At 60.8% G+C, this 12,926-nt stretch carries 11 protein-coding genes; 1 reads left to right on the top strand and 10 read right to left on the bottom strand.

Annotated elements, in window-relative coordinates; translation table 11 throughout:
• Position 1: 1 nt before the first annotated feature.
• From tkt to ABWV89_RS01000, 5 genes are all read right to left on the bottom strand, one after another.
• Positions 2-2,053: a transketolase gene (gene tkt / locus ABWV89_RS01020; RefSeq protein WP_353393353.1), complete on the bottom strand. Its 2,052-nt coding sequence runs from the start codon at positions 2,051-2,053 to the stop codon at positions 2-4.
• A 124-nt stretch (positions 2,054-2,177) separates the two neighbouring features.
• Positions 2,178-3,053 carry a phosphoribulokinase gene (locus ABWV89_RS01015; RefSeq protein WP_353393351.1) on the bottom strand — a complete coding sequence of 292 codons (876 nt, stop codon included), beginning with the start codon at positions 3,051-3,053 and terminating at the stop codon, positions 2,178-2,180.
• 57 nt (positions 3,054-3,110) lie between these two features.
• Positions 3,111-4,223 (bottom strand): class 1 fructose-bisphosphatase, encoded by a 1,113-nt coding sequence (locus ABWV89_RS01010; protein ID WP_353393349.1) that lies wholly within the window; start codon positions 4,221-4,223, stop codon positions 3,111-3,113.
• Between the two features lie 75 nt (positions 4,224-4,298).
• The gene (rpe, locus tag ABWV89_RS01005; RefSeq protein WP_353393347.1) at positions 4,299-4,985 is read right to left on the bottom strand and encodes a ribulose-phosphate 3-epimerase; all 687 of its coding nucleotides are present in this window, start codon (positions 4,983-4,985) and stop codon (positions 4,299-4,301) included.
• Between the two features lie 49 nt (positions 4,986-5,034).
• Positions 5,035-5,757, bottom strand: a complete 723-nt coding sequence (locus ABWV89_RS01000) for an HAD-IA family hydrolase (RefSeq protein WP_353393345.1) — start codon at positions 5,755-5,757, stop codon at positions 5,035-5,037.
• A 144-nt stretch (positions 5,758-5,901) separates the two neighbouring features.
• Here ABWV89_RS01000 and ABWV89_RS00995 point away from each other — a divergent pair, with 144 nt between their 5' ends.
• Complete coding sequence (locus ABWV89_RS00995; RefSeq protein WP_353393343.1) at positions 5,902-6,843, top strand: LysR family transcriptional regulator; 942 nt, start codon at positions 5,902-5,904, stop codon at positions 6,841-6,843.
• A gap of 74 nt (positions 6,844-6,917) precedes the next feature.
• On the opposite strand, the gene ABWV89_RS00990 is transcribed toward ABWV89_RS00995, so the two are convergent.
• From ABWV89_RS00990 to ABWV89_RS00970, 5 genes are all read right to left on the bottom strand, one after another.
• A complete protein-coding gene (locus tag ABWV89_RS00990; protein WP_353393341.1) occupies positions 6,918-7,451 on the bottom strand; it encodes a porin family protein in 534 nt (177 codons plus the stop codon).
• A gap of 99 nt (positions 7,452-7,550) precedes the next feature.
• Positions 7,551-8,648: a patatin-like phospholipase family protein gene (locus tag ABWV89_RS00985; protein WP_353393339.1), complete on the bottom strand. Its 1,098-nt coding sequence runs from the start codon at positions 8,646-8,648 to the stop codon at positions 7,551-7,553.
• 36 nt (positions 8,649-8,684) lie between these two features.
• Positions 8,685-9,509 carry an HDOD domain-containing protein gene (locus ABWV89_RS00980; RefSeq protein ID WP_353393337.1) on the bottom strand — a complete coding sequence of 275 codons (825 nt, stop codon included), beginning with the start codon at positions 9,507-9,509 and terminating at the stop codon, positions 8,685-8,687.
• Positions 9,510-9,562: 53 nt separating this feature from the next.
• Positions 9,563-10,390 (bottom strand): HDOD domain-containing protein, encoded by an 828-nt coding sequence (locus ABWV89_RS00975; protein WP_353393335.1) that lies wholly within the window; start codon positions 10,388-10,390, stop codon positions 9,563-9,565.
• Positions 10,391-10,498: 108 nt separating this feature from the next.
• Positions 10,499-12,874, bottom strand: coding sequence for a Tex family protein (locus ABWV89_RS00970; RefSeq protein ID WP_353393333.1), 2,376 nt, complete (start codon positions 12,872-12,874; stop codon positions 10,499-10,501).
• Positions 12,875-12,926: the final 52 nt, after the last annotated feature.

Here is a 12,926-nt window from a genome sequence, read left to right as displayed (position 1 = left end):
ATCAGGCCTCTGCCGTTGCTGCTGCACTCGCCACAATCGGGCGACCGAGGACGCGACGCGCTGCATTGGCCACTTCGCCTGCGGTGATGCCAAAGTGCTCGTACAGAACGCCGGCAGGTGCCGACTCGCCGTAGGTAGCAATACCGACCACCGCGCCACGGCGACCCACATACTTGCGCCAGCTGTCGGGATGAGCGGCCTCAACTGCCACGGCGGGCATATCCAGCGGCAACACTTCGTCCTGGTACTCGATCGGTTGGCGGTCGAACACGCTGGTGCTGGGCATGGACACCACACGGGCAGCGATACCGTCGGCCGCGAGCAGCTTCTGTGCATCCAATGCCAGCATGACTTCAGAGCCGGTGGCCAGAATGGCGATCTCCGCATCCGATGCAGGGCTGAGCACATAGCCGCCACGGCGAATGCCGTCGACCTGCTCAGCGCTTGACACCTTGGGCAAGCCCTGGCGGGACAAGCACAACGCCGAAGGGCCATTGCGACGCTCAATGGCCGTGGCCCAGGCCACTGCGGTTTCGAGGTTGTCCGCCGGACGCCAGACATCCAGGTGCGGAACCAGGCGCAGGCTGGGCACGTGTTCAACCGACTGGTGCGTCGGCCCATCTTCGCCCAGGCCGATGGAGTCGTGGGTGAACACATGCACCACGCGTTGCTTCATCAGACCGGCCATGCGCAGCGCATTGCGCGAGTAGTCGCTGAAGGTCAGGAAGGTGCCGCCATAAGGGATGTAGCCGCCGTGCAGCGCCATGCCGTTCATGATGGCGGCCATGCCGAATTCGCGCACACCATAGCTCAGGTGATTGCCCCAGGTGTCCTTGCCTGCCAGCGTGCAGCCCTTGAAATTGGTGAGGTTGGAGCCGGTCAGGTCGGCGCTGCCGCCAAACATCTCCGGGATGGATGGCGCCAGGCAGTCCAGTGCGTTCTGACTGGCCTTACGGGTGGCCACCGCGCCTGGCTGGTTGGCTGCAGACGCCAGCAGTGAGGAAACCGTTTGCTCAAACTGGTCAGGCAGTTCGCCCGCCACACGCCGCTCAAACTCGGCTGCTTTCTCTGGAAAGTCGCTGCGGTAGGCCTCAAAGCGGTGGCGCCATTCACGCTCGTTGGCAGCGCCGTCTTCACGCGCATCCCACGCCTTCTTCAGATTGTCTGGAATGACAAACGGCGCGTGAGGCCAGTTCAGAGCTTCGCGTGTCGCCTTGATTTCCTCGGCACCCAGAGCAGCGCCGTGCACGTCGTGCGTGCCCATCTTGTTGGGCGAACCCATGCCGATGACGGTCTTGCAGCAGATCAGCACTGGCTTGCCATCTGGCTTGTTGGCCTGACGCTTGGCTTCCTGCACGGCCGCTTCGATCGCCTCAGGGTCGTGGCCATCCACACGCGGGATCACATGCCAGCCATAGGCTTCGAACCGCTTGGGCGTGTCATCGGCAAACCAGCCTTCCACGTGTCCGTCAATGGAAATGCCATTGTCGTCATAGAACGCAATCAGCTTGGACAGGCGCAGGGTCCCTGCCAGAGAGCACACCTCGTGGCTGATGCCTTCCATCATGCAGCCATCACCCAGGAACACATAGGTAAAGTGGTCCACCACGTTGTGGCCATCTTCATTGAACTCTGCGGCCAGCAGCTTTTCGGTCAGTGCCATGCCAACCGCATTGGCAATGCCCTGCCCCAGTGGACCAGTCGTGGTCTCGACGCCGGGCGTGATGCCCACCTCGGGGTGACCCGCCGTCTTGCTGTGCAGCTGGCGAAAATTCTTGATCTCCTCCATTGGCAGGTCGTAGCCGGTAAGGTGCAGCAGCGAATAAATCAACATGGAACCGTGACCGTTGGACAGCACGAAGCGGTCGCGGTCGGGCCACTGAGGATTGGCGGGGTTGTGTTTGAGGTGGCGGTTCCAGAGGACTTCGGCAATGTCCGCCATGCCCATGGGTGCGCCCGGATGACCGGACTTGGCCTTTTCCACGGCGTCGACGGAGAGAATGCGGATGGCATTGGCCATCTCGCGAGCGAGTTCGGCAGATGGATTGTTCATACAGCGTCCAGGTCGGAAAGAGAATTCAGGCTCGGGAATGCAGCGGCGCCGACTGCACCGGTCTGCTCGCTGGCTTCCCTCGAGGAGGTGGGAAACGCGCCGTTTTCGTGCGGCGCAAACCCGATCACATCGCGCGCTTTTTGCGCTCCATCATTCGCCAGATGAAGGGCGTGAAGATCAGCTGCATGGCCAGCTCCATCTTTCCACCCGGCACAACGATGGTGTTGGCACGGCTCATGTAGGAGTCGTGCACCATGTTCAGCAGGTACTGGAAATCGATGCCCTTGGGGTTGGCAAAGCGGATCACCACCATGCTCTCGTCAGCGGTAGGCACATCGCGCGCGATGAACGGGTCAGACGTATCCACCATGGGCACGCGCTGGAAGTTGACATGCGTGTACTGGAACTGCGAACAGATGTAGTTCACATAGTCGGGCATGCGGCGCAGGATGGTGTCGGTGACCGCCTCCGCGGTATAGCCACGCATGTTCTTGTCGCGCCAGAGCTTCTGAATCCACTCCAGATTGATCACCGGCACCACCCCCACGAGCAGGTCGGGGTATTGGGCGATGTTCACGTCCGGCGTGACCACCGCACCGTGAAGGCCTTCGTAGAAGAGCATGTCCGTACCAGCCGGCAGCTCTTCCCAGGGTGTGAAGGTACCCGGCTCCTGCTTGTAGGGCTCAGCTTCCAGCGCGTTGTGCAGGTACTTCCGGCTCCTGCCCTCGCCCGTCTGGCTGTAGTTCTTGAACAGTGATTCAATTTCCTCGAACAGGTTCGCGTCGGCGCCAAAGTGGCTGAAATGCTGGTTGCCCGCTGCCTCCATCTCGGCGGCCTTGGCCTTCATTTCCTTGCGGTCGTATCGGTGATAGCTGTCGCCTTCGATGATGGCGGCCTTGATGCTCTCGCGACGGAAGATGTTCTGAAAGGTACGGGTCACTGTCGAAGTGCCCGCACCAGAGGAGCCGGTAATGGCAATGATGGGATGGCGTTCTGACATGTTTGTCTCCAGTCAATGCTTGGGATTTTTCGAATAGGGGGAGCAGTGTCGGCCGGCTCAATCGCGGAACAGCGAGCGCTCGGCAAACAACGGATTGATGTCGCGCTGCTCTTGCGGCTCGCGGTGGTAGCGTTCGATACGCTCCACTTCGTTCTTGGAGCCAAAGACCAGACCGATGCGCTGATGAAGTTTCTCTGGCTGCACATCGAGCATGGGTTCGCGGCCCGTGCTGGCGCGGCCTCCGGCTTGCTCAATGATGTAGCCGACCGGATTGGCTTCGTACAGCAGGCGCAGTCGACCTGGCTTGCTCGGGTCCTTGGTGTCACGCGGATACATGAAGACGCCACCGCGCATCAGGATGCGGTGGGCTTCAGCCACCATGGAGGCGATCCAGCGCATGTTGAAGTCCTTCTCACGCGGACCGGTCTTGCCTGCCAGGCACTCATCCACATAGCGTTTGATGGGCTGCTCCCAGAATCGGGCGTTGGACGCATTGATGGCGAACTCCTGGGTGTTCTCAGGCACCTTCAGGTCGGGGTGGGTGAGCATGAACTGGCCAAGGTTGGGGTCGAGGGTAAAGCCGTCCACGCCATTGCCCACCGTCAGCACCAGCATGGTGGTGGGCCCATAAAGCACATAGCCTGCGGCTACCTGCTCACGCCCCGGCTGCAGAAAATCTGCCTCCACCACATCGCGTCCACTGTCGATCACATCCTGCGGCGCGCGCAAGATACTGAAAATGCTGCCGACGGTCACGTTGACATCGATGTTGCTCGAGCCGTCCAGTGGGTCGAACACCAGCAGGTATTTGCCGCGCTGATAGGACTCCGGGATCTGGTAGGGGTCGTCCATTTCCTCGGAAGCCATCCCGGCAAGATGACCGCCCCACTCCGTGACACGCATGAAATACTCATTGCTGATCACGTCGAGCTTCTTCTGCTCTTCACCCTGCACATTGACAGTGGTGCTCACATCCTCCACCTCCGCCACTTCAGAGAACGGGTTGCCCAGCATGCCACCCAGCTCACCGAAAGAAACACTGCGTGCAATCGCCTTGGTGGCCAGCGCCACGTCCAGCATGAGCGCGTTGAAGTCGCCGCTGGCATCCGGAAACCGCCTGCGCTCCTGAATGAGGTATTGCGTCAGGGTAAAGCGTCGCTTGGTTGTCATGGTGTCCTGTCTCCGTGATCGGTTATCTCTGTGGTTTTGTTTGGTCTTCTCTGGCGATGGTCAACGCGCCGGCCATCAGCCAGCCTTGGCCGCACCTGCGCGCAGCGCCTGCATCACCGTGCGGTATCCACCGTCGCTGTCCGGCGCACCGAATACAGCACTTCCAGCGACCAGCGTGTCGGCACCGGCGGCAACCACTTCGCCGATGTTGTCCACCTTTACACCACCGTCCACTTCCAGCCATATCTCGCGGCCAGAGATGGTCTTGTACTGGTCCAGGCGTTGACGCACTTCACGCAGCTTGGGCAGCGTGGCGTCGATAAACCTCTGGCCGCCGAAGCCCGGGTTCACGCTCATGAGCAACACCATGTCCAGGCGGTCCATCACATGGTCGATCCAGTGCGCAGGCGTGGCCGGGTTGAGGACCAGACCAGCCTTGCAGCCATGGTCCCGAATGAGCTGAAGCGTCCGGTCCACATGTCGGCTGGCTTCCGGGTGAAAGGTAATCATGTTGGCGCCTGCCTTGGCAAACATGGGAATCAAGTCATCCACCGGCTCCACCATCAAGTGGACATCGATCGGGATGCTCACGTGCGGACGAATGGCCTCACAGACCAGTGGTCCGATGGTCAGGTTGGGCACATAGTGGTTGTCCATGACATCGAAATGCACCAGATCGGCTCCGGCGGCTTCGATGGCGCGGACTTCCTCGCCCAGACGGGCAAAGTCAGCAGACAGAATGGAGGGTGCAATGCGAATCATCTTGTGGCCTGGCTCGAGGAATGCTGTGTGATGGATGAACCGAACCGTCTCAACGATCCGCCTGGCTGCGCCATTGACGCAATTGCTCAATACCGACACCCGAAAGGTCTTTCAACACCTTCAAGGCACCAGTGAAATCGTTGTGCGAGGTGAATGACGTAGGGGTGATCACCGTTGCCAGACCTGCCGCAGTCGCTGCCTTGAGACCGTTGGAGGAGTCCTCAAACGCGATGCATACCTGGGCCGGCAGTCCGATGTCCTGAAGCACACGCTCGTACACCTGCGGATGCGGTTTCTTCAGGGGCGCATTGCTCGCATCGCGCACTGCCACAAAGTTATCCCGCCATGCATCACCGAGTGCAGAGCCCATCAGTGCGGCCACATTGATGGCCGAGGTCGTCGTGGCAATGGCCAGCTCTACACCATTGGCCCGTGCCTCATTCATCAGTGCCAGCACGCCCGGTCGCAGACTGATTTCACCGGCCTTTACCTTGGCCTCGTAGTAGGCCGTCTTGATTTCGTGGAGCTTGGCGATCAGACCATCCACCGCACCGCCGTCGACCTCTGTCACATCCGGGTGGGTTTCGCGCCAGTAATGCAGCATCCGCTCCTTGCCGCCCGAGATATCCAGCAAGCGCGTGTAGAGCGCCTCGTCCCAGTGCCAGTCCATGCCCTCTTCCCGAAAGGCGTAGTTGAACGCAGCACGGTGCAGGCTTTCGGTGTCCGCCAGGGTACCGTCAAGATCAAAAATCAGTGCGGCCAGTTTGCTCATATGTCTCCACCTTCGTTCTGTCGGGTCGGGCCTGGCAGTGCCGGAGTGGCATGCGGCCCGATATCGAGGCTTTCATGGACTTTAAAAACGATCAAAGATAAGGTAAATTCAAAATTTCTTGCATTCAAGTTAATCTATTGCTTAATGAAAAACGCAACCTTTCGCCAGCTAAGGGTTTTCAGCGAAGCTGCGCGCTACATGAGCTTTGCCCGCGCGGCGGAAGCGCTGCACCTCACGCCCCCCGCCGTGACCCAGCAGATCAAGGAGCTGGAGGGTCATGTGGGCCTGCCCCTGTTTGAACGCAGTGGCCGCAAGGTCTCATTGACCACGGCGGGCGAGTACATGCTGGTCTACGCGCGAAAGGTCTTGTCAACGCTCAAGGACGCTGAAGACACCGCTGCACGGCTACAGCACCTGGAGACCGGCACCCTGACCATTGGCATGGTCAGTACAGCCAAGTACTTCCTGCCTCGCCTGCTGGCCCAGTTCCAGCGCGAGCACGAGGGGGTGGAAATCCGCCTGGCTGTCGGCAACCGTGCACAGCTGGTCCAGATGCTGCACGGCAACGAAGTGGACATTGCCATCATGGGACGCCCCCCCACAGAGCTGGCTACCCGTGCCGAGCCCTTTGCAGCCCATCCGCATGTGTTCGTGGCCCCCACCGACCATCCGCTGCTCAAGGTGGGGCACCCGACCGTGGAGTCGCTCAAGCCCTACGGTTTCATCTTGCGTGAGCGGGGCTCTGGCACTCGCGCGGCGATGGAGAACTTTCTGGACAAATCGCGGCTGGAGCCGCGTACGGTCATGGAGATGACCAGCAATGAAACCATCAAGCAGGCCGTCATGGCGGGCATGGGCATCAGCTTTCTGTCGCTGCACACCATCGGGCTGGAGCTGGAACACCACCTGATCTCCATCCTGGACGTTGAGGGCACCCCCATCGTCAGGGCCTGGAACGTGGTTCACACGCTCTCCAAACTGCTCTCCCCAGCCGCTGAGGCCTTCCGCTACTTCATGCTGGAAAACGCGGAGGCCCATCTGGCAACAAAGTACGGCGGATTCATGCGCCTGCAGTCCACCGGCTGAGGCGCCCTCACGCCCCGGCCCCACAAAAAAGGGCCACCCTTGGGTGGCCCTGGCAACGTCTTGAGGAGTTGACGTCAGAAGCGGAATCCCACACCAACCGTGAACCCGTCGATGGTCACGTCGTCCTTGTCGTGATACGTCATGTAGTCACCGTTGATGGAAAGCTGTTCATTGATCTTGTAGCTGGCGCCCAGTCCCCAGGAGAGGGATGTCTCCGTTCCGGAGTCACCGGCCACACTCAGTTTCGTGCTGGCAAAGCCCAGTCGACCGAACAGGTCAAACTCGGGCGTGACGGGAAACTTCGGCTTGATGTAGGCACCGAACATGTTGTCGACCTCGCCTTTGAGGCCAGTGCTGATGCCATTGCCGCTGATATCGTCGTCGGCAACGCCAAAGCTGATCATGCCCTCCACGGCCACAAAGGGACCCAGCTCGTAGCCGACCAGCCCGCGCAGGCTGGATGGGTCGCTGGAAATATCAACACCTGCATAACGCGCATCCAGGCTCAATGGTGTGTAGCCAGCTTCGACATAAACGCCTTGTGCGCTGGCCATGCTGCCAAACCCCACCAACGCGCCAATGACCAGCGCCTGAGAAATCCGCTTCATTCCTGCTCCTTGACGGTTCGATCTGATGAACTGTTTTCAATGTAGCAGGCAGATGTGAACCACTGGTAACGCCAGCGCGCCAAAATGTAAAAGCTCCGCCTACAAAGGCTCTATCTGATGAAGATCAGGCTTTGACAACCATTGATCAAACTCATCGGCGAGTCGCCTAGCTTCCGAGACGGCGGCATTCCATACTTTCATGCGCGCCTCGACATCTTGCCCATAGCGCGTGAAGTCATTTCGATCGGGCAACTTGCCATTGGGCAGCCGGCTCACCCACTCGGGGTCCGGTGCAAGCACAACCATGTCCTGCAGTGCGGGGGAATAGGCGTGGCGACGCTTCCACATCTTGTCCAGCCAACCCGGCACCACCGCTTGCTGAAAGTGCGGGTACAGCACCAGCGGTGACGCAGGCGCAGTTCGGTAGTGAAGGTGGAGGTGATAGTCGGTCAGCCCGCCATCCCAATACGCCCCGTCGGGTGCACCAGCAATCTGGTCCACTGCGCGCAACATGAACGGAATGGAACAACTGGCCTGCAGTGCGGACATGAAGTTGCCTTCGTCCAGCTTCACATGGTGGGTGACAAAATCGCTGGCGTCGAACGGCAGCTTGGCAGGCTGGCCCTGATCCTCAGCACTGGAAAATACCACCCGCTCCATCCACCGTCCGAGATGACGCCGTCCGATGGCATTGGCTGCAAACGCCGCCAGATACCCGGCTGCAGTCCGCCATCGTCGATCATCTCGAGACAGAAGCCGCCTGCCGCGTGCGGCGACGATGTGCAGGCGGTAGCGAGGGTGACTGAGAAGGTGTTCGATGCGTTCGCTGTCGTAGAACTCACGCAGGTTCTGTGCGAAGCGGCCTGATATGTCGTCTGCCGTCAGACGTTTTTGCCCCGGTGGGAGCGGATGATGCTGGGCAATGTAGTCTCGCTCGAGTTGCGCCAGTGCCTGCCCCGGGTCGGCCAGGCATGCGGTCGCGATGCGCCACGCGCCAATCGAGGCGCCCACCAGGTCCACCGGGTGGGATGTGTCGCTGAGCCAGTGGCCAAAGATCAGCCGGTCCAGCGGCCCGAGAATCAGTCCCTTGGGGCCGCCGGCGGCGGCAGGCACCACACCGACATGCGATGGCTGCAACCCGTTGTGCTCAATGAAAAGGCGGGCCCGGGGGCCCGCATAGATGCGTAGCGCTTTCATCGACTGCGATTGTCTCGCAATCTGAATGCCCTATGGCTAAGCAGGTTCCGATTCAGCCCCTTGCCTCGTCAGGGCCGGGATTTCCTCGCCGATCACGGTGTCGGGGTCGATACCAAGCACCAGTCCGACAGGGTCCGGGTAGGTGGTGATCAGGCCCTGACTGCCCAGGTGCAGCTCTTCAGCACGGGCACGCCAGGAGGCGATGTGAATCACGCCGGCGATGGGTTCGTACACATCGTTGTCGAACGGCGCCACCTGGTGGGCAATGGCATCCACCATGCGCTTGGGGAATTTCCATTCCTTGGCCAGTGCCGCACCCACCTCTGCGTAGCTGTAGCCCAGGATCTCCCTCTGGGCCTTGGCGCGCTTGAGGTCCAGCATCGGCACATTCTGATCCAGGTCGACCATGCGCTCGGGCATGGCGACGTGCATGACCAGTTCGCCGATACCGTGCAAGAGGCCGGCCGTGAACGCGGCATTCTCATCGATACGGATGGGAAGCGCCAGGTAGCGAGAGAGGTTGGCCGAGTTCAGGCTGTACCGCCAGTACTGATTGAGATTCACACTGGCCACTGAATGGAAGCTGTCGTTCATGGCCGCAGCGATCACCAGTGCCCTGACCTTGATCAGACCGAGCACATTGAGTGCCTCACGTGCGCTGGTCACGTTTCGGTGCAAGCCGAAGAAGGCCGAATTGGCCGTCTTGAGGAGTTTTCCAGTCAGCACCGGGTCGGATTCGATGTAGCGCGCCACCTGGTTGAAGTCGACTTCCTCCTGGTCGAACGTCTCCATGAGCTTGCGGATGACCTTGGGAGCACTGGGCAGTGCATTGGGGTGCTTGAGAAGCTTTTCGAGTTGCATGGCTGTCTCTTTGAATCTGGTTAGTCGTGATTGCAAATCGCTTGCCCGGAGGTTCAATCCAGGAAAGCACCCAATGCCTGGCTGAAAGACCATTCCTCGGGATCTTTGCCCAGCACACTGTCAAGGCTCAGTCCTAGCGTGAGCCCGACCATGTCGGGGAACGTGGCCACCAGGCCATGCTCGTCCATTTCGATTTCTTCGGCTCGCGCCCTCCAGGACGCCAGGTGCAGCAGCCCCCCCAACGGATCGTAGTTCTCGCCTTCGAAGGGGAACACCTGGTTTCTCAGGGCGCTCACAGTCTCGGCGGGGAATTGCCATTTTTCGGCCATGCCCGCACCCACATCTGCGTAGCTGTAGTCAAAGACCCGCAACTCGGCAGCAGCACGATTGAGGTCAAGCGCCGGCGTGCCCATGTCGATAGGCATCATTTCGTCCGGCATGGCGATGTGCATGATCAGGATGCCGATGGCATGGATCAGGCCCGCCGTGAACGCATTGCTTTCGTTCTGGTGCAGCACGGTAGCCAGCGTCCGAGCCACTTCGGCCACGCGCAGGCAATACCGCCAGTACTGTTTGAGATCGATCCCGGGGACATTCTTGAAACTCGACCCCAGGGCTGCGGCCATGACCAGCGATCGCACGTGCGTCATGCCCAGCATGGCCACAGCCTCATCGGCATTGCCAATGCGGCGGCTGACGCGAAAGAAAGCGGAATTCGACAAGCGCAGGACGCGAGTGGTCAGCGCAGGGTCACGACTGATGAGGTCCCCCACCCTTTTCGGGCTGGGCTCATCCTTGTTCATCTCGGCCAGGAGGTCCGATACCGCGCGGGGCATCGCAGGCAAGGCACGAGGGTAATTGAGCAGGGCGTCGAGTTCCATGATGCGGCGAATGAAAGGTTGTCAGCAGAAAGTTCATTGACAACCTACATATCGACCGCCCCGGGGTCGACTTGAGGGCCCCGCAAAGCCGAGAAAAAGGCCGGAATGTCAGCCTTTTTTATTCCCCTGAAGCTTGGCAAAGGCAGAGGCCATAGCCCCCATCGGCGCGTCACGCCCGGCGCCACCTTTGTGACCGCTGTGCCGGCCCGCCAGATGCCCCCCGTCGGAGCGTCCACCCCGGCCCGCAGAAGCCTCACGCCGAGCCCCAGTCGGTGCGTCGAGCTTCATCGTCAGACTGATGCGCTTGCGGCCGCCATCGACCTCCAGCACCTTGACTTTGACGATGTCGCCCGTCTTGACGACCTCGCGGGCATCGTTGACAAACTTGTGGCTCAGCTGGCTCACATGGACAAGGCCGTCCTGATGAACCCCCAGGTCCACAAACGCCCCGAACTGCGCCACGTTGCTGACGGTGCCCTCCAGCACCATGCCTTCCCGGAGGTCGGCAATGTCTTCCACGCCTTCATTGAATCGGGCAACCTTGAAATCCGGACGCGGGTCACGGCCCGGCTTTTCCAGCTCACCCAGAATGTCCTTGACGGTGATGACGCCAAACTGGTCGTTGGCAAAAAGCTCCGGACGCAGCGTCTTGAGCATGTCGGCACGCCCCATCAGCGACTGGACCTTCTCGCCAGAGTGCTCGATGATCTTCTCCACCACCGGATAGGTCTCGGGGTGAACGCCGGTCATGTCCAGCGGATTGTCCCCATCACGGATACGCAGAAAGCCGGCCGCCTGCTCGAAAGTCTTGCCGCCCAGGCCCGTCACGTCGAGCAACTGCTGGCGATTGCGAAAGGCGCCATTGGCGTCACGCCAGCGCACCACGGCTCGCGCCACGCTACTGCTCAACCCGGACACCCGGGACAAGAGCGGCACACTGGCTGTGTTGAGGTCGACGCCCACGCCATTCACACAATCCTCCACCACAGCATCCAGCGTCCTCGCCAGCTCGCTCTGATTCACGTCGTGCTGGTACTGACCAACGCCGATGCTCTTGGGTTCGATCTTGACGAGTTCGGCCAGTGGGTCCTGCAACCGACGGGCGATACTGGCAGCACCGCGCAGACTGACATCCACATCCGGCATCTCCTGGCTGGCGAACTGGCTGGCGGAATACACCGAAGCGCCCGCCTCGCTCACGACCACCTTTTGCACGCCGTCCTGCCCAAGCCGTGCGAGCTGTTTGATCAGGTCGGCGGCCAGCTTGTCGGTTTCGCGGCTGGCCGTCCCGTTGCCGATGGCGATGAGGGCCACCTGGTGCTTCTGGCACAACTGCGCCAGAGTATGGAGTGAGCCATCCCAGTCGCGGCGTGGCTCGTGCGGGTAGACCGTTGCAGTGTCGACCAGCTTGCCCGTGGCATCCACCACCGCTACCTTCACGCCAGTGCGGATGCCGGGGTCCAGCCCCATCACGGGTTTTTGCCCGGCAGGCGCTGCCAGCAACAGGTCGCGCAGGTTGTCACCGAAAACCTTGATCGCCACGCCTTCAGCGCTTTCACGCAGGCGGGAGAACAGGTCGCGCTCGGTGGACAGGCTCAGCTTGACCCGCCATGTCCAGGCCACGCACTTTCGTATCAAGTCGTCGGCCGCACGGCCCTGGTGGCTCCATTCCAGATGAACGGCGATGCGCCCTTCGGCCAGACTGGGCTTTCCGGGTTCGGGCTCCTGGGGCTGCACCAGCTTCGCATCAAGAATCTCGAGTGAGCGGCCGCGAAACACGGCCAGCGCACGGTGCGACGGCACACGGGAGACCGGCTCGTCGTAATCGAAGTAGTCGCGAAACTTGGCAACATCCGGGTTGTTCTCGTCTTTGCCAGCCACCAGGGAGCTGCGCAACAAGCCTTCATTCCACAGCCACTCACGAAGATTCTGAACCAGTGCGGCATCCTCTGCCCAGCGCTCCGAGAGGATGTCCCTCACGCCGTCGAGCACTGCCGCAGGCGTAGAGAAGTCCGCTCCGGGCTTGCCGTCGTCGAGCACCTCCGGCTCGCGGGTAAACGCTGCCGCCTCGCTCAGTGGATCCAGCGTTGGATCGCCAAACAGCCTGTCGGCCAGCGGCTCGATGCCGAATTCCCGTGCAATCTGCCCCTTGGTGCGTCGCTTTTGCTTGAACGGAAGATAGATGTCTTCCAGTTCCTGTTTGGTGGCCGCTTTCGCGATGGACAGGCGCAACGCATCTGTCAGCTTGCCTTGCTCGTCGATCGCCTTGATAACGGTTTCTCTGCGGTCCTGCAGCTCTCGCAGGTAGCCAAGCCGATACTCCAGCTCACGCAGCTGCGTATCGTCCAGGCCACCGGTGACTTCTTTGCGATAACGGGCAATGAAAGGGACGGTGGCTCCGCCGTCGAGCAGTTCGACTGCGGCCTTGACTTGTTGGGGCTGGATGCGAATTTCTTGCGCCAGTTGCGCGACGATGTCTTGCATGAAGAGTGGTCTTTTCCGTGCGTCACAGCAGCCAGCTGGCCACCACAACACC

The organism is Hydrogenophaga sp. 5NK40-0174, from assembly GCF_040372165.1.
GTDB lineage: Bacteria > Pseudomonadota > Gammaproteobacteria > Burkholderiales > Burkholderiaceae_C > Hydrogenophaga.
The sequence above is the reverse complement of the archived record's forward strand: the minus strand, read 5'-3'. Positions and strand labels throughout refer to the sequence as shown.